This is a genomic window from Bacteroides zhangwenhongii (genome assembly GCF_009193325.2).
Classification (GTDB): domain Bacteria; phylum Bacteroidota; class Bacteroidia; order Bacteroidales; family Bacteroidaceae; genus Bacteroides; species Bacteroides zhangwenhongii.
In genome coordinates this window covers 1,704,425-1,721,483 of record NZ_CP059856.1, presented here as the reverse complement: position 1 = coordinate 1,721,483, position 17,059 = coordinate 1,704,425, and the positions used below count along the sequence as shown (strand labels likewise).

Annotated in this window: 14 protein-coding genes; 11 read left to right on the top strand and 3 right to left on the bottom strand. The window is 40.9% G+C overall.

The window, feature by feature from the left end:
• Positions 1 to 15 precede the first annotated feature (15 nt).
• The 3 genes from GD630_RS06890 to pyrB are packed head-to-tail and all read right to left on the bottom strand — an operon-like array spanning position 16 to position 1,981.
• On the bottom strand, positions 16 to 585 hold the full coding sequence (locus GD630_RS06890; RefSeq protein ID WP_143865852.1) for a flavin reductase family protein: 570 nt from the start codon (positions 583 to 585) through the stop codon (positions 16 to 18).
• Positions 582 to 1,043 carry an aspartate carbamoyltransferase regulatory subunit gene (gene pyrI, locus GD630_RS06885; protein ID WP_007760778.1) on the bottom strand — a complete coding sequence of 154 codons (462 nt, stop codon included), beginning with the start codon at positions 1,041 to 1,043 and terminating at the stop codon, positions 582 to 584. Before pyrI ends, GD630_RS06890 begins: the two co-directional genes overlap by 4 nt.
• The gene (pyrB, locus tag GD630_RS06880; RefSeq protein ID WP_007760777.1) at positions 1,040 to 1,981 is read right to left on the bottom strand and encodes an aspartate carbamoyltransferase; all 942 of its coding nucleotides are present in this window, start codon (positions 1,979 to 1,981) and stop codon (positions 1,040 to 1,042) included. Before pyrB ends, pyrI begins: the two co-directional genes overlap by 4 nt.
• Before the next feature lie 501 nt (positions 1,982 to 2,482).
• Between pyrB and GD630_RS06875 the strand changes: the two genes are divergently transcribed.
• The 11 genes from GD630_RS06875 to GD630_RS06825 all read left to right on the top strand — a co-directional run bounded on the left by GD630_RS06875 (position 2,483) and on the right by GD630_RS06825 (position 16,983).
• Positions 2,483 to 3,430 (top strand): tyrosine-type recombinase/integrase, encoded by a 948-nt coding sequence (locus GD630_RS06875; RefSeq protein WP_143865854.1) that lies wholly within the window; start codon positions 2,483 to 2,485, stop codon positions 3,428 to 3,430.
• Between the two features lie 354 nt (positions 3,431 to 3,784).
• Positions 3,785 to 4,357, top strand: coding sequence for a UpxY family transcription antiterminator (locus GD630_RS06870; protein WP_143865856.1), 573 nt, complete (start codon positions 3,785 to 3,787; stop codon positions 4,355 to 4,357).
• 8 nt (positions 4,358 to 4,365) lie between these two features.
• Positions 4,366 to 6,294 carry a polysaccharide biosynthesis protein gene (locus tag GD630_RS06865; RefSeq protein ID WP_143865858.1) on the top strand — a complete coding sequence of 643 codons (1,929 nt, stop codon included), beginning with the start codon at positions 4,366 to 4,368 and terminating at the stop codon, positions 6,292 to 6,294.
• A 16-nt stretch (positions 6,295 to 6,310) separates the two neighbouring features.
• On the top strand, positions 6,311 to 7,147 hold the full coding sequence (locus GD630_RS06860; protein WP_143865860.1) for a polysaccharide biosynthesis/export family protein: 837 nt from the start codon (positions 6,311 to 6,313) through the stop codon (positions 7,145 to 7,147).
• Positions 7,148 to 7,156: 9 nt separating this feature from the next.
• The gene (locus GD630_RS06855) at positions 7,157 to 9,580 is read left to right on the top strand and encodes a GumC family protein (RefSeq protein WP_143865862.1); all 2,424 of its coding nucleotides are present in this window, start codon (positions 7,157 to 7,159) and stop codon (positions 9,578 to 9,580) included.
• 20 nt (positions 9,581 to 9,600) lie between these two features.
• Entirely contained in the window at positions 9,601 to 10,692 is a 1,092-nt protein-coding gene (locus GD630_RS06850; protein ID WP_143865864.1) for a polysaccharide biosynthesis protein, read from the top strand.
• Complete coding sequence (locus GD630_RS06845; protein WP_143865866.1) at positions 10,692 to 11,894, top strand: capsular polysaccharide biosynthesis protein CapF; 1,203 nt, start codon at positions 10,692 to 10,694, stop codon at positions 11,892 to 11,894. The genes GD630_RS06850 and GD630_RS06845 overlap by 1 nt, the downstream gene beginning before the upstream one ends.
• Before the next feature lie 8 nt (positions 11,895 to 11,902).
• The gene (locus tag GD630_RS06840; RefSeq protein WP_022276383.1) at positions 11,903 to 13,087 is read left to right on the top strand and encodes a UDP-N-acetyl glucosamine 2-epimerase; all 1,185 of its coding nucleotides are present in this window, start codon (positions 11,903 to 11,905) and stop codon (positions 13,085 to 13,087) included.
• A gap of 37 nt (positions 13,088 to 13,124) precedes the next feature.
• Positions 13,125 to 14,663: an MATE family efflux transporter gene (locus GD630_RS06835; RefSeq protein WP_143865868.1), complete on the top strand. Its 1,539-nt coding sequence runs from the start codon at positions 13,125 to 13,127 to the stop codon at positions 14,661 to 14,663.
• Entirely contained in the window at positions 14,660 to 15,823 is a 1,164-nt protein-coding gene (locus GD630_RS06830) for a Coenzyme F420 hydrogenase/dehydrogenase, beta subunit C-terminal domain (RefSeq protein WP_238482972.1), read from the top strand. Before GD630_RS06835 ends, GD630_RS06830 begins: the two co-directional genes overlap by 4 nt.
• On the top strand, positions 15,820 to 16,983 hold the full coding sequence (locus GD630_RS06825; RefSeq protein WP_143865869.1) for a polysaccharide pyruvyl transferase family protein: 1,164 nt from the start codon (positions 15,820 to 15,822) through the stop codon (positions 16,981 to 16,983). The genes GD630_RS06830 and GD630_RS06825 overlap by 4 nt, the downstream gene beginning before the upstream one ends.
• Positions 16,984 to 17,059 lie beyond the last annotated feature (76 nt).

The following is a 17,059-nucleotide window of genomic DNA, read 5'->3' as shown; positions in this document are numbered from 1 at the left end:
TCGTATTATCTGGGGTCAGTTTTTCTTTTTCTCTACACTCCAACCAAACTTTCCGATTTTCTCACCAAGCTCATAATATCCGCCGTGTACATATACCAATGGGTTGGTTTCCGCCAACTCCAGTTTTCCGGTCTCCAGATTCAGATTCCGCTCGTCTGCCCGAACGTTCACCACGTCTGCAATAAACATATCATGCGAGCCTAGAGAGACGATTTCTTTCACACGGCATTCAATGCAGAGGGGTGACTCTTCAATCAAGGGAGCGCTGACCACAGTGCAACGTCCCGGAGTCAGCTTCATTTCTTCGAACTTGTGATAGTTGCGCCCCGAACGTACTCCGCACCAGTCTGTGGCGAAAGCCATGTCTTTTGTTGTCAGATTGATAACGAACTCCATGTTCTTTTTAATAATCTCATGGGAGTATCGTTCCGGACGTACGGATATATAGCACATGGGCGGGTTGGTGCAAATCGTGCCCGTCCATGCCACTGTGATAATATTATATTCACTTTCTTCTTTTCCGCAACTGACCAATACAGCCGGTAGCGGATAAATCATCGTTCCAGGTTTCCAATCTTGTTTCATAGGATACTGATCTCTTCACGCTTTTGTTCTTTTTCGCAATAATGACATTTTACGATACAGTTATCTTTGTCTATCACATGAAATAACGTAGCCATCGGTTCATTGTTCGTGATACATTTCGGATTGGCGCATTTTACGATTCCATGAAGCTCATCCGGCATTTTCACTTCCTTCTTTTCCACCACCTCATAATCGCGGATAATATTCAGCTTGACGTGCGGAGCCACCACCGATATACGGTTTATTTCCTCGTCGCAGAAAAACTTGTCTGCAATCTTAATGATACCTTTTTTACCCAGCTTCTTACTGTCGAGGTTGAATCCGATCGTGATATTACTGGTCATTTGTTCCACTCCGAGCAGTTGTACTACGGTAAAGAGCTTTTCGGAAGGGATATGGTCAATCACTGTCCCGTTTTTCAGGGCAGCTACTTGCAATGCTTGTTTATTTTCGCTCATAATAAAATATCGTTTTTAACATCATCTAATGTGATACCTAACACATCGCAAAGAATTGCTTCGCGGGCATACAGACCATTTTGCGCCTGTTGAAAATAGTATGCTTTCGGGTTGTCATCCACATCATACGCAATCTCGTTGACACGGGGCAGCGGATGCAGGATGCGCAGATTGGGACGGGTGTTCTCCAGCATTTTGTTGCGCAGGATATATACGTTCTTTACACGTTCGTATTCCATCAGATCGGTGAAACGCTCCCGTTGTACGCGGGTCATGTACAGAATGTCCGCATCAGCGATAATCTCTTCGGTGAAATCCGTGTGTTCAACATACTTTATCTGGTGAGCCTTGCAATAGAGCTTGTACTCTTCCGGCATTTTCAACTCTTCGGGAGCGATAAAATGGAAAGTAGGGTTGAAGTGGCGCATGGCCATCAGCAGCGAGTGCACGGTACGTCCGTACTTCAAATCTCCTACCAGATAAATATTCAAGTTTTCCAGTGTTCCCTGTGTTTTGTAGATGGAATAGAGGTCGAGCATGGTCTGTGACGGATGTTGGTTGGCTCCGTCTCCTGCATTGACGATAGGCACCGGAGCTACCTCGCTGGCATACCGTGCGGCTCCTTCGAGATAGTGGCGCATGACGATAATGTCCGCGTAATTGCTCACCATCATAATCGTGTCTTTTAGTGTCTCTCCTTTGGAAGAACTGGTCGCTTTCGGGTCGGAAAATCCGATAACACGTGCACCGAGACGGTTGGCGGCTGTTTCAAAACTCAGGCGGGTACGTGTGGAAGGTTCGAAGAACAAGGTTGCTACTACCTTTCCTTGCAATAACCGGCGGTTGGGATTCATTTCAAACTGCTTCGCCATTTCGAGCATGTAGAGGATTTTTTCTTTAGAATGTTCGGCAATGGTTACTAAACTTCTGTTTTCCATTTTGTTATCTTTTATGTGGATAGAACTTGTTTTACCGGAGTGTAAAGGTACGAAGAATTTGTGAGAAGCACAGAATTATTTCGTTTTTTTTAGGTTCAGCCGGATGATTTTTGTTTCAGCCGTTCCTGTTGGATGAAACGACCGTAGCTTTTGATTAATACGACCGCTCGTTTTGAACCGATCGAACGGTCTGATGAGTGTAAACGAGCGGTCGTTTGGTACAAAATATACGGTCGTTTATATTGAATCGACCGCACTTTTGAGCGGCACCCCACGCGGCACCCCTTCAAACCTCCTGAAATGCCCTGTTGGTAGGGGATACGGAAGATACCCAAAATGCGTTCCGGCACCCCATCCGGCAACTAATATATATAATAAATAAAGAATGTATTAAAATACATTATATCTTTTTTCTCTGTAGAGTGCGATCTATCTTCGAAAAGATTCGTTCTTTTGTCGCTTGCCAATAATGGTATAATAATCAAATAACTAATGGTGCAAATGACGAACAAAAAAGGTTTTAGTCGGTGTGGCGAGCTCTACATCGATCGTTTACGTGAAGAAGGCAGATATTCTACAGCGCATGTCTATAAGAATGCTCTTTTTTCTTTCAGTGTGTTTTGTGGTACGTGTAATGTGTCGTTCAGGCAAATCACCCGTGAGAGCCTGCGGCTTTACGGGCAGTATCTTTACGAGAATGGGTTGAAGCTTAATACGATTTCTACGTATATGCGTATGCTTCGTAGCATTTACAATCGTGGGGTGGAAGCGGGTAATGCCCCTTTTGTGCCGCGATTGTTTCATGAGGCTTATACGGGAATCGATGTTTGTCAGAAGAGGGCTTTGACTGCTGCCGAACTGCATAGGCTTTTGTTTGACGATCCCCGATCGGAACGTTTGCGCCGCATTCAGGACATTGCTTCCCTGCTGTTCCAACTTTGTGGAATGTCGTTTGCCGATCTGGCACATTTGGAAAAATCGGCTCTTGAAAATAATATACTTCGCTATAATCGTATCAAGACGAAAACGCCGATGAGTGTAGAAGTGTTGGATAGCGCTATGGTGAAGATCGACCGACTTCGGAGCGTTCGGAAGTCCCAACCCGGTTGTCCGGATTATTTGCTTGATATTCTTTGTGGTGATAAGACAAGGAAGGATGAAAAGGCTTACCGGGAATATCAGTCTGCCCTTCGTCAATTTAACAAAAATCTGAAAGAGCTGGCGAAGGCGTTACATCTGAAATCTCCGGTCACTTCTTACACGATACGCCATTCGTGGGCTACTATTGCCAAGTATCGGGGAGTATCCATTGAGATGATTAGTGAGGCATTGGGGCACAAATCCATAAAAACTACACAAACTTATTTGAAAAGCTTTGGACTGGAAGAACGGACAGAAGTGAATAAAGGAAATTTATCTTACATTAAAAATTACTGCGTGAAAGGATAATTAAAGGTAATAGGTTATAAATCAGTGGTAAATAGTGTCCGTTACTTCTTAGGTAACGGATTTAAAATTTATTGCAAAGATAGCCAAAAACATAGATAGTAAACAAGCAATCTTATATTTTTTTTCGTTTTATGTGATTTTTAGCATAGGAAAAGCCTTTGAACATGAAAATGGTTTTATTTTCATGCTCTATATCTTTGTTGTCTAAATCCAAATTTTTCTTATTGAATATCAAGCAAATTCGTGATTATTCCTCCTTACGCTTGCATTCTTCTCATTTTCATCATAGAGTATGTACCCAATGTATGTTATCCGTTACCTAAGAAGTAACGGATGCATATGGGGTAAAAAAACATGATTTTAACAAACCGAAAATCAGTAAATGCTGGGCCTAGCAATGGGACAGGGGAAGGCGTAGCACACTCTAAACGCTGGTATGTAGCTTTGGTTCGTATGCATCACGAGAAGAAAATTGCCGAGCGTTTGGACAAAATGGGGATTGAAAATTTTGTTCCTGTCCAACAGGAAATTCATCAGTGGAGTGATCGGCGTAAAAAAGTAGAAGCAGTTCTTCTTCCAATGATGGTGTTTGTCCATGCCGATCCGAAGGAACGTATGGAAGTTCTCGGTTTTTCTACAGTTAGTCGCTATATGGTGATGCGAGGTGAGAGCACACCGGCAGTGATTCCCGATGAGCAGATGGCTCGTTTCCGTTTCATGCTTGATTATTCAGAAGAAGCTGTTTGTATGAACAGCTCTCCTTTGGCACGTGGTGAAAAAGTACGTGTCATTAAGGGACCTCTGACCGGATTGGTCGGTGAACTGGTCAATGTGGATGGTAAGACTAAGATTGCCGTTCGACTGAACCTGTTAGGTTGCGCCTGCGTAGATATGCCTATAGGGTATGTGGAATCGATAAATCATTGAGAATACAAATGGAAAAAACATTAAGGGGTGTAGCTCAATATGTTCGTAAGAACTATTTGAGTTATTGGATTATTTTGGGTATTGACACAGTAATATCAGTATTATGCTCATTGTTAGCCTATGCCGTCATTCATTATATGGCACATGTTCCAATGAGCGATTGGACACTTTGTCAGTTTGTAGGTATTTCTTTGGTGGTAAGTATTGCAGGATCCTTGTTGTTCCACACCTATCGTAATACCATCCGCTTCTCTCAAGCACGTGAACTTTGGCGTGTCATGTGCGCTGTATTATTTAAGGTTATATGCCTACTGGTTGTTTCATTTTTGATTATCTCGGAAACGCAACTGCTTGATAAATATAAAGTTTCTTACCTTCTGTTTGACGGTCTGCTGACATTGGTTGCACTGACTGTTTTCCGTGTGTCGCTTATCATTGTTTATGACCTTCTGTTGGATTGGGTAAATAAGAAGAATACCCGCATCCTCATTTATGGTATTGACGAAGAGAGTGTAGCATTGAAATTACGTCTCAGGGACAGTGCGCATTACAAGGTCGCAGGCTTTTATGTTTATGGCAAGAGTAACAGTCGCCGTCGCTTGGCTGACCTTCCTATTTATTACTTTGAAAATGAGTCTGATGTTGACTATATAATACGTAAGCGTGGTATTAAGGGTATTTTGTTTGCCCGTTATGAGGATACCCGCCTGGAGGAAAACCGCCTTCTGGAATATTGCAAGAGCAATGCTCTTAAAACTCTGATTGCCCCTACTATCAGTGAGGCGGATTCTGATGGAAACTTTCATCAGTGGGTACGTCCTATAAAGATAGAGGATTTGCTAGGCCGTGCTGAAATCAATATCAATCTTCGTCAGGTTGCAGCTGAGTTCAGAGGGAAAGTAGTATTGGTGACCGGTGCCGCAGGTAGCATTGGTAGTGAACTTTGCCGTCAGTTGGTACAGATGGGTATTCAGAAACTGATCATGTTTGACTCTGCAGAGACCCCCTTGCATAATGTTCGTTTGGAATTTGAGAAGAACTATCCTGCTATAGACTTTATTCCTGTGATTGGTGATGTGCGTGTGAAGGAACGTGTACGCATGGTATTTGAACTTTATCATCCTCAAGTCGTGTTTCATGCCGCTGCCTACAAACATGTACCCTTGATGGAAGAAAACCCTTGTGAGGCAGTCCTTGTGAATGTGACCGGTTCCCGCCAGGTAGCTGATATGGCAGTAGAATATGGTGCGGAGAAAATGATCATGGTTTCTACGGATAAAGCCGTGAATCCCACCAATGTAATGGGCTGTTCCAAACGTCTGGCTGAAATCTATGTACAAAGTTTAGGCTGTGCTATCCGTGAGGGAAAAGTGAAAGGCCACACTAAATTCATTACGACCCGTTTCGGTAATGTGTTAGGTAGTAACGGTTCTGTCATTCCCCGTTTTAAAGAACAGATAGAAAACGGCGGCCCTGTCACAGTTACTCATCCTGATATTATCCGTTTCTTCATGACTATTCCTGAGGCTTGCCGTCTGGTAATGGAAGCTGCCACGATGGGAGAGGGCAACGAGATCTTTGTCTTTGAAATGGGCAAGGCTGTGAAGATTGTGGACTTGGCTACCCGTATGATTGAATTGGCAGGCTATCGTCCTGGTGAAGATATAAAAATAGAGTTCACGGGTTTACGTCCTGGCGAAAAGCTTTATGAGGAAGTATTGAGTGATAAAGAGAATACTGTTCCGACTGAGAATAAGAAGATTATGATAGCCAAGGTTCGCCGGTATGAATATGCCGATATTCTTGATACTTATGCGCAATTTGAGAAGCTTTCCCGTGCAGTAAAGATCATGGATACGGTGAGACTGATGAAGAAAGTAGTCCCGGAATTCAAATCAAAAAATTCTCCTCGATTTGAGGTTTTGGATAAAGAATAATAAACTAGAATATATTATGAACAATTCATTTTGCATTGCTACAAGTATGCAGAGAAGAGTCGGGGGAATACTTTCCTGCCTGTTTGTACTCTTTCTGCTAGCTTCCTGCCAGTCATACAAGAAAGTTCCCTATCTGCAGGACTCTGAGGTGGTGGGACAGGCTGTTGTCCAACAGGAAACTCTATACGATGCCAGGATAATGCCAAAGGATCAGCTTACTATTATTGTGTCATGTACCAATCCTGAGCTGGCAGCTCCTTTCAATCTGACAGCGACCGGTTCCATGGGCTTGCCTTCTGGAAGTTCTCAGGGTGCTTCTCAATCCTCCCAACAGACTTATCTGGTGGATAATGAAGGTACTATTAATTTCCCCGTATTGGGTACATTGAAAGTGGGAGGACTGACCAAGAAAGAGGTGGAGCAAATGATAGTAGAAAAACTGAAGCCCTATATCAAAGAAACTCCGATTGTTACTGCCCGTATGGTCAACTATAAAATCTCCGTATTGGGTGAAGTAGCTAGTCCAGGTACATTTACTATCAGCAATGAGAAAGTGAATCTGTTGGAGGCTTTGGCTATGGCAGGTGATATGACCATTTATGGGATACGTGATAATGTAAAACTGATTCGTGAGGGTGTTGACGGTAAACAGGAAATCATAACATTGGATCTGAATAAGGCTGAGATCCTTCTTTCTCCTTATTACTGGTTGCAGCAGAATGATATTGTATATGTGACCCCGAACAAGGCGAAAGCCCGTAATTCGGATATCAGTAACAGTACAAGCCTTTGGTTTTCAGCTACCTCTATTTTGGTGTCATTGGCAAGCTTATTAGTAAATATTTTCAGATAATAACATCGTATGGTTGAGGAAATAAAAGAAAGAACGGGGACAAAACCCGAAGAACAGATCAACATTCAGGAAATCCTTTTCCGTTATCTGATTCATTGGCCATGGTTCGTAGTCTCGGTAATAGTCTGTGTTGCTTTAGCATGGGGATATCTACGCCTGACAACACCTATATACAATATTTCTGCCACTGTTCTGATTAAGGATGAGAAGAAAAGTGGAGGTGCGAATATGTCTTCCGAAATGGAGAAGATGGGATTGAACGGTTTTGTCTCTTCATCGAGTAATATAGAGAATGAAATTGAAGTGCTAAAATCCAGAACATTGGCAAGAGAAGTGGTCAGTTCTTTAGGCTTGTTTGTGACTTATATAGACGAAGATAAGTTCCCAAACAAGGAATTGTATCGTACTTCTCCGGTATTGGTAAGTTTGACTCCACAGGAAGCAGATAACCTCCCTCAGATGATGGAGGTGGGTATGTTCTTGCAACCTTCCGGTATGATGGATGTACAAATCCGGGTGGGAAAAAAAGAGTATCAGAAACGTTTTGAGAAATTACCTGCCGTATTTCCGACGGATGAAGGTACGGTTGCTTTTTTTTCCAATAATGATACCCTGTCGTCAGTCCGTCCGGAGGGTGTTACGAAAGAACGCCATATTACGGCTTATATCAACAGACCTTTTTTCGTGGCGAAAGGATACGCCGGTTCCCTGTCAATAACTCCTACTTCAAAAGCTACTTCCGTAGTGACTGTTTCACTTAAAAATTCCAATACTCAGCGTGGCAAGGATTATATAGACAAATTGCTTGAAGTTTATAATATCAATGCCAACAATGCCAAGAATGAGGTGGCCCAGAAAACTGCCGAGTTTATTGACGAACGTATAGGTATCATCTCAAAAGAATTGGGCAGTACGGAGCGGGATTTGGAGAACTTCAAGCGTAGCGCGGGTATCACCGATTTGACGAGTGAAGCCCAAATTGCCTTGACCGGCAATGCTGAATATGAGAAGAAGCGTGTGGAGAATCAGACGCAGATTAATCTTGTTATGGATTTGAAAAAATATTTGCAGGGTAGTGAATACGAAGTGTTGCCTGCGAATGTCGGTTTGCAGGACGCTGGTGTAGCGGGAGCGATTGACCGGTATAACGAGATGGTAGCTGAACGTAACCGTCTGTTGCGTACATCGACGGAAAGTAATCCGGCAATTGTCAATCTTAATGCCAGCATTCGTGCAATGCGTGGTAATATACAGACTACTTTGGATGCGACGCTGAAGGGGTTGGAGATTACCAGAGCGGATTTGGCTCGTGAGGCAAGCCGTTATTCCCGTCGTATAAGTGATGCGCCCACCCAAGAACGCCAGTTTGTTAGTATTGCCCGCCAGCAGGAAATCAAGTCAGGATTATACCTGATGTTGCTTCAGAAGCGTGAGGAGAATGCCATTGTCTTGGCTGCCATAGCCAATAATGCCAAGATCATTGACGAGGCACAGGCAGACGGTGCTCCGATTTCCCCGAAGCGGATGACAATTTATTTGGCGGCTTTGGTATTTGGAATAGGTATTCCGGTAGGCATCATTTATCTGATTGGTCTGACCAAGTTTAAGATAGAAGGCCGTGCAGATGTTGAGAAACTGACTTCGCTCCCTATTATCGGTGATATCCCATTGGCGGATGAAAAGACCGGTTCAATAGCTGTATTTGAGAATCAGAACAATCTGATGAGTGAGACTTTCCGCAATGTTCGTACCAATCTTCAGTTTATGCTTGAAAATGATAAGAATGTCATTTTGGTAACTTCTACTATCAGTGGTGAGGGTAAATCCTTTATATCCGCCAATTTGGCTATCAGTCTTTCTTTGTTAGGCAAGAAAGTTGTGATAGTAGGGCTGGATATCCGCAAACCGGGCTTGAATAAGGTTTTTAATATACCTAAGAAAGAGCATGGTATTACCCAATTTTTGACTAATCCTACTATAAATCTGATGGATTTGGTACAGTCTTCTGATATCAATAGGAACTTATATATTCTTCCTGGTGGAACTGTTCCTCCCAATCCAACAGAGTTGTTGGCCCGTGACGGATTAGAGAAAGCTATTGAAACACTGAAGCAGCATTTTGATTACGTGATATTGGATACTGCACCTGTGGGTATGGTAACTGATACTTTGCTTATAGGACGTGTAGCGGATTTATCGGTTTATGTATGTCGTGCCGATTATACTCGCAAGACTGAGTTTACTTTGATTAACGAACTTGCTGAGAATAATAAATTGCCTAATCTCTGTATTGCCATCAATGGCTTGGATCTTCAGAAAAAAAAATACGGCTATTACTATGGTTATGGTAAATATGGCAAGTATTATGGCTATGGTAAACGTTATGGATACGGCTACGGGTATGGGGAACATAAAGTAAAAAGACAAGGCTAATTAAAAATAAAATCAAAAATATGTCAGTGTTTAAAGACAAAGTCCTGTTAATCACAGGTGGTACAGGCTCATTCGGTAATGCCGTACTCCGTCGTTTTCTCACAAGTGATATAAGGGAAATCCGTATTTTTTCACGTGATGAAAAGAAACAGGATGATATGCGTCACCATCTTCAGGCACAGCATCCTGAACAGGCATCAAAGGTAAAGTTTTATATTGGAAATGTTCGTAACCGTGAGTCTGTTGATGTTGCGATGCGTGGGGTGGACTATGTGTTTGCAGCCGCCGCTTTGAAACAGGTGCCTTCCTGCGAATTCTTCCCTATGGAAGCGGCCATGACCAATGTGATGGGTACAAGCAATGTGCTACTTTCAGCCATTGACCACGGCGTAAAGAATGTAGTCGTTCTTTCTACTGATAAGGCGGCTTATCCCATCAATGCCATGGGGATCTCCAAAGCTTTGATGGAAAAGGTGGCTATTGCGAAGGGACGGGAATTAGGTGAAGGTGCTCAGACGACTATCTGTTGTACTCGTTATGGTAATGTAATGGCATCACGTGGTTCGGTTATTCCTTTGTGGGTGGAACAAATCATGTTGGGTAAATCCATAACCATTACCGATCCCAATATGACCCGTTTCATGATGACTTTGGATGATGCGGTAGATCTCGTAATCTATGCCTTTACCCATGGTCATAATGGTGACCTTTTCGTACAGAAGGCTCCTGCCGCCACATTGGATGTGCTTGCCGAAGCTTTGAAGCAGATTTATTCCAAGATTGATTCCAAATACGGTAAAACCGAAGTTAAGGTCATCGGTACCCGTCACGGTGAAAAACTCTATGAGACTTTGGTTACCCGTGAGGAAATGGCAAAAGCTATTGATTGCGGCAACTACTACCGTATTCCTTGCGACAGTCGTGACCTCAACTATGACAAGTTCTTTGTGGAAGGTAATGAGAAGGTTTCAGCAATTGAGGATTATCACTCTCACAACACCGCACGTCTGGATGTTGAGGGGATGAAGGAACAGCTTATGCGTTTGCGCTTTATTCAGGAGGATCTCGGTTTGATAGAGCGTGCCAAATCAAAAGAAATCCGTTCCGAATAATGAAGATACTTGTAACAGGCGCCAAAGGTTTCGTAGGAAAAAATCTTTGTGCCGAGCTCAACAATATAAAGGAAGGAAAGGCCCGCTGTTATGGCGGCCTTGTTATTGATGCTGTTTATGAATATGATATAGACAGTAATCCGGAGGAATTGGATGTTTACTGTTCTGACTGTGACTTCGTCTTCAACTTGGCAGGTGTAAACCGTCCCAAAGAGAATAGCGAGTTTATGAGCGGCAACTTCGGCTTTGCATCAATATTGCTCGACTGTTTGAAAGCTCATAAGAACACTTGCCCCGTGATGCTGTCAAGTAGTATTCAGGCAACCCTGATCGGCCGTTATGGTACGAGCGATTACGGCAAGAGCAAGTTAGCGGGTGAGGAGCTGTTCTTTGAGTACGGTAGAGAAACAGGTGCTAAAGTATTGGTATATCGTTTTCCGAATCTTTTCGGCAAATGGTGTCGTCCAAATTATAACAGCGCGGTTGCCACATTCTGTAACAACATTGCCAACGACCTTGACATACAGGTGAATGATTCCTGTGTGGAACTTGAACTTCTTTATATCGATGATCTTGTAAAAGAAATGATAAGTGCCTTGCAGGGTAATGAACATCACTGTGAATTTGACGGTGTGAAGACTGTTCTTACCGCCAATGGCCGTTATTGCGCCGTACCTGTTACCCATAAAGCAACTTTGGGTGAAATAGTTTCGTTGCTTGAATCTTTTAAAGCACAGCCCCAGACATTGCTAATGCTCGAGATACCGGAAAATTCATTCGCCAAGAAGCTTTACAGTACTTTTCTTAGCTATTTGCCCAAAGAGAAGGCTGTCTTTCCGTTGAAGATGAACGTAGATGAGCGCGGCAGTTTCACAGAACTGCTGAAGACGGTAAATTGCGGTCAGTTTAGTGTGAATATAAGTAAGCCAGGTGTTACCAAGGGGCAGCATTGGCATCATACGAAATGGGAGTTCTTTATTGTTGTGTCGGGTAAGGCTCTCATTCAGCAACGTAGGATAGATACGGATGAAGTACTGAATTTTGAGGTTAGCGGTGATAAGATAGAGGCTGTACACATGTTGCCCGGCTATACTCACAATATCATAAACCTCTCTGATACTTGCGATTTGGTAACCCTCATGTGGGCGAATGAGGCATTTGATCCCAATTGTCCGGACACTTATTTCTTACCCGTAGAATAAATACAATTATGGCAGATATTAAGACAGATTATAGCGACGTAAAGTTTGCAGATAACGGCAAACTGAAACTTCTTATCATAGTAGGTACAAGGCCTGAGATTATTCGTCTTGCGGCAGTTATTACCAAGTGTCGCAAGTATTTTGATACAGTATTGGCGCATACCGGTCAGAACTATGATTACAATCTCAACGGGGTATTTTTCAAGGATTTGAAATTAGCCGATCCGGAGGTTTATATGGATGCTGTGGGTGATGACCTCGGCTCAACGGTCGGCAATATCATCAACTGCTCCTATAAATTAATGAATGCAATCAAGCCTGATGCATTGCTCATATTAGGTGATACCAACTCTTGCCTGAGTGCCATTGCGGCAAAGCGTTTGCACATCCCTATTTTCCATATGGAGGCAGGAAACCGTTGTAAAGATGAGTGCCTGCCTGAGGAGACCAACCGGCGCATTGTTGATATTATCAGTGACGTAAATCTGGCATATAGCGAGCACGCAAGGAGATACCTTCACGAATGCGGTCTCCCTAAAGAACGTACTTATGTGACCGGTAGTCCCATGGCTGAGGTATTGCATGCCAATCTTGCCGATATAGAGGCTAGCGACATTCACCGTCGTCTTGGTTTGGAGAAGGGAAAGTATATCCTACTTAGTGCTCATCGCGAGGAGAATATTGACACAGAAGAGAATTTCCTTTCCCTGTTTAATGCTATCAATGCCATAGCTGAGAGGTACGATATGCCTATTCTTTACAGTTGTCATCCTCGCTCACGTAACCGAATAGAGAAGAGTGGTTTCCAATTGGATAAGCGTGTAATTCGTCACGAACCTCTCGGTTTCCATGATTACAATTGTCTGCAAATGAATGCAGCCGCTGTAATCAGTGATTCAGGCACTCTGCCTGAGGAAAGCAGCTTCTTTACCAGTGTGGGACATCCTTTCCCGGCAGTCTGTATCCGTACCAGTACCGAGCGTCCCGAATCGTTGGACAAGGCAGGATTTATCCTTGCGGGTATTGATGAGAAGTCGCTTCTTCAAGCTGTTGACACTGCTATTGCCATGAATGCAGAGGGGGATAACGGGATTCCTGTGCCTGTATATGTTGAAGATGTTGCCAATAAAGTGGTGAAGATTATTCAGAGTTATACGGGGGTGGTAAACAAAATGGTGTGGAGAAAAAAGTAAACTGTTTGTTACATTCTAATATGCTTTATTTTTCTTAATGTCAGATATTACAACGAATAATAAACGAATAGCTAAAAATACGATGTTGCTATACATCCGTACATTCATAACGATGGTTGTAGGGTTGTACACTAGTCGGGTAATGCTCAATGCGCTGGGGGTTGATAATTATGGCATTAATAGTGTTGTTGGAGGTATTGTAAGTTTTTCTGCATTAATAACAGGTACCATGGCTGCTTCATCTAGTCGTTATCTCACTTATTCTCTTGGTGAAGGTGTTTTGGAAAAGATGAAAAATGTTTTTGCTACTGTCACGAACATACAGATTGTAATGGGTATTTTAGCTGTTATTATTCTTGAAATAGTAGGTGTGTGGTTTCTTAATACAGCAGCAGATATTCCTGAGGGGCGTATGTATGCTGCAAATTGTGTATTACAGTGTTCCATTGTTTCTACATTCGTTGTATTAGTATCTGTACCTTTCAATTCTTTGATTATAGCCCATGAGCATATGGATATTTATGCTTATATGAGTATTTTGGAAGTAGTGATAAAGCTGGGGGTATGTTTTCTGATACGTAGTTATGAGGGAGACAGACTTATTTTATTTTCAATTCTTTGGGCTAGTGCATCTATACTCATTAATATTATATATGCTGTATTTTGTTTCAGAAAGTTTGCTGAGGTGAAATATCAATGGAGAATAGATGGAAAACTGTTTAAGGAAATGGCGGGTTATTCAGGTTGGAATCTTCTCAGTAATACAACTTGGATGCTAAATACTCAAGGAGTTAATATGCTTATTAACATATTTTTTGGTGTGGCATTTAATGCGACAAGAGGTATTGCTACAACAGTGAATGGAGCCATACAAGGTTTTGTGTCTAATTTTACAACAGCATTTAGTCCCCAAATAACAAAATCTTATGCAGCGGGTAACTATGATTATTGCTATTCAATAGTAAATAAGGGAGCTAAATATACATGGTATCTCATGTTCATTTTTTTAGTGCCTGTTTGTATAGAGACCGATACTTTGTTGCATTTATGGTTAGTTGAAGTACCTCCAATGGTAGTGTTGTTTGTACAACTTTCAATGTTCGAGTCACTTGCGTTGCAATCAAGTAATACTTTATTGAAACTTATACAGGCAACAGGAAATATAAAACGTTATGCCATAGATGTAACAATCTTCACCTCTTTAGTGTTTCCTTTGACATGGGGATGTTATAAATTAGGTTTTCCTGTATGGGTTTCTTATCCAATATTTATAATAACGTATTTTGGTACTATAGTATTTAGATTTAAGGCACTTTCGGCTTTGACAACTTATCAATGGAGAACATTTATAACTGAAGTGCTGATCCCATGTTTAAAAGTTTCAATATTTTCATGGATAGTTCCATTGATAATAGCCCATTTTTGGACTCCTTCATTATTGAGATTCTTTGTGTTGGTTCCGGGAGCTGTTTTTAGTGTCATTCTTTCAATATATATATTTGGATTAAATGATGGAGAACGCATTTGGGTTAAAGGATACATTATGAAGTTCATAAATAAATTTCATAACGCATGAATAAAAAGAATAATATATCAGAGATGCATTCTTGTTATGGATGTGGCGTTTGTTCCAAAGTATGTCCACAGAACATAATAGATATTCGCTTGAATAGAAATGGATTCTATACTCCGTACATAATAGAAATAGATAAATGTACATCATGTGGATTGTGCCTTGACGTATGTGCTTATAATTCCAATGATGTTATTAAGACAAATGAGTTTAAGGTTAAATCGTATGCTGGTTGGAGTCGGAATCCCGAGGTAACACACACATGTTCATCGGGTGGTATAGGTTATGAACTAGCCAAGCATTTGGTGGAAAATGGGTATAAAGCCTGCTGTGCTAGATACAATGCTAAAAAAGGTATAGTAGAACATTATATTGCAAATACAGTTATAGAATTGCAAGAGAGTAAATGCTCTAAGTATCTTCAGAGCTTTACAATTGAGGGATTCCGTTATTTAGATCGTAAATCAAAATATTTTGTAACAGGAACTCCTTGTCAAATAGATTCTATCCGTAGATATATTCGTCGTTTAAGAATTGAGGATAACTTCATTCTTATGGATTTTTTCTGTCATGGAGTGCCATCAAATTTAATGTGGCGTAAGTATCTTAAAGGCATTCAAAGACAAATTGGAAAACCAAGTAATGTCTCTTGGAGAAGTAAAAAATATGGTTGGCACGATTCGTGGGTAATAATGGCCGAGAATATAGAAGCAACAGGCGGTAATATTCCAATTCAATATGAGTCTAATCTTAGTAAAGGGGATCTGTTTTACAAGATGTTTTTACTTAATAATTGTTTGGGGAAGGCTTGTTATTCTCATTGTAAATATAAAATGGCATCCTCAGCATCTGATATTCGTATAGGTGACTTGTGGGGAACAAAATATGAGAAAAATAATACAGGTGTTAATGGAATTCTGGCTTTAACTCCAAAGGGAGATCGAATCCTTAATGAAATGACTTCTATTGAATTAGTTAAAGAACCATATGAGGTGGTAACAGAAGGACAAATGAAGAAATCACCTAAAAAGACCTACCTTTATTATATTGATTTGTTTTTGCTTCGTACCCCATTAAGTATAAAATGTATTGATATGATTAATCGATTGGTCCCTCAATTGCTCATTCCTGTTTTTTATATTAGAACTCTTTTAAAAAAATGAATAAACGAAATATAACTGTTGGTATAATAACAATGCATCGAGTGCTTAATTTTGGCTCGGTCCTACAAACGTATGCTCTTCAGCAAACAGTGAGTAATTTGGGATATAGTTCAGAGATTATAGATTACAAGTTTCCCAATTCTGAACATTTTATGTATTTGGAGAAGAGTGATGAGCAGCCTATTATATTACCTTTAAAGTCACGTATTATTGATGCCATAAAAAGGCGACTGTGTGCTTCCAAACCATCAGATGAAGATATACGTCGTGGAAAGTTTTTACAATTTATAAGTGATCATCTCAAAATTTCAAAAGATAGTTATAGGAATAGGTATCAAATAGACAAACAAATGCCCCTATATGATGTTTATCTCACGGGTAGTGATCAAGTATGGAATCCGTCATATATAGGATATGATACAACGTTTATGTGTGGGTTTGCACGTAATGGAAATCCGCGTATCTCTTTTGCTGCTAGTATGGCAGTAGCCGAAATTCCAGAACAATTTGTTGAGTATTATAGAACAGAACTTGGAAAATATTCCTCAATTTCAGTGAGAGAGCAAACTACTATTGGTTTGCTTTCCAAAATTACAGGAAAAGCAATTTCATTGGTATGTGATCCTACAATGCTTTTAACAAAAGAACAATGGTTAAAGCAATTGAATGTAAGTGACAGTAGTAAGTACTTTATTGTTTACGTACTTGATTATACTTATAATCCATATCCACAAATTTTTGAAATTATTAAAAATTGCCATCATCGGTATGGAGGTAAAATAATAGTTTTGAATGGTAAAATAGACCAATATATGAAGAAAAATGGTGCAACGGTGGTTAATACAGCATCTCCTGTTGATTTTATACGTTATTTTGCCAATGCATCTTTTGTGGTAACATCATCATTTCATGGGACTATATTTTCATTGAATTTCAAAGTTCCATTCATATCTGTTGTTGATGATAGAATAGGGCGGGATTCACGTGTAACTGATTTGTTGGATTTGTTGGGGGCGGAGCGTTTTAAACAAATATATTCTGCGCCTGTGGACGACAATAAAGATCTTTCTTATACTTCTGAAATATCTGATAAGATAGAAAGATTCAGAAATGAATCATTGAAATTTTTAGAAAAAGCTCTTCATAATGCGACTATTTAACAAATTAAAGACCTATGCCATAGTGTTTAGGCGTTTATTGCAAAAACAAGTAGCAATCGAATCCATTAAGCAAAAT

Coding starts and splice junctions, on each gene's coding strand:
- GD630_RS06840 (WP_022276383.1), top strand. CDS start 11,903: ATGGCAGATATTAAGACAGATTATAGCGACGTAAAGTTTGCAGATAAC.
- GD630_RS06845 (WP_143865866.1), top strand. CDS start 10,692: ATGAAGATACTTGTAACAGGCGCCAAAGGTTTCGTAGGAAAAAATCTT.
- GD630_RS06855 (WP_143865862.1), top strand. CDS start 7,157: ATGGTTGAGGAAATAAAAGAAAGAACGGGGACAAAACCCGAAGAACAG.
- GD630_RS06860 (WP_143865860.1), top strand. CDS start 6,311: ATGAACAATTCATTTTGCATTGCTACAAGTATGCAGAGAAGAGTCGGG.
- pyrI (WP_007760778.1), bottom strand. CDS start 1,043: ATGAGCGAAAATAAACAAGCATTGCAAGTAGCTGCCCTGAAAAACGGG.
- GD630_RS06850 (WP_143865864.1), top strand. CDS start 9,601: ATGTCAGTGTTTAAAGACAAAGTCCTGTTAATCACAGGTGGTACAGGC.
- GD630_RS06875 (WP_143865854.1), top strand. CDS start 2,483: ATGACGAACAAAAAAGGTTTTAGTCGGTGTGGCGAGCTCTACATCGAT.
- GD630_RS06830 (WP_238482972.1), top strand. CDS start 14,660: ATGAATAAAAAGAATAATATATCAGAGATGCATTCTTGTTATGGATGT.
- GD630_RS06825 (WP_143865869.1), top strand. CDS start 15,820: ATGAATAAACGAAATATAACTGTTGGTATAATAACAATGCATCGAGTG.
- GD630_RS06835 (WP_143865868.1), top strand. CDS start 13,125: ATGTCAGATATTACAACGAATAATAAACGAATAGCTAAAAATACGATG.
- GD630_RS06865 (WP_143865858.1), top strand. CDS start 4,366: ATGGAAAAAACATTAAGGGGTGTAGCTCAATATGTTCGTAAGAACTAT.
- GD630_RS06870 (WP_143865856.1), top strand. CDS start 3,785: ATGATTTTAACAAACCGAAAATCAGTAAATGCTGGGCCTAGCAATGGG.
- pyrB (WP_007760777.1), bottom strand. CDS start 1,981: ATGGAAAACAGAAGTTTAGTAACCATTGCCGAACATTCTAAAGAAAAA.
- GD630_RS06890 (WP_143865852.1), bottom strand. CDS start 585: ATGAAACAAGATTGGAAACCTGGAACGATGATTTATCCGCTACCGGCT.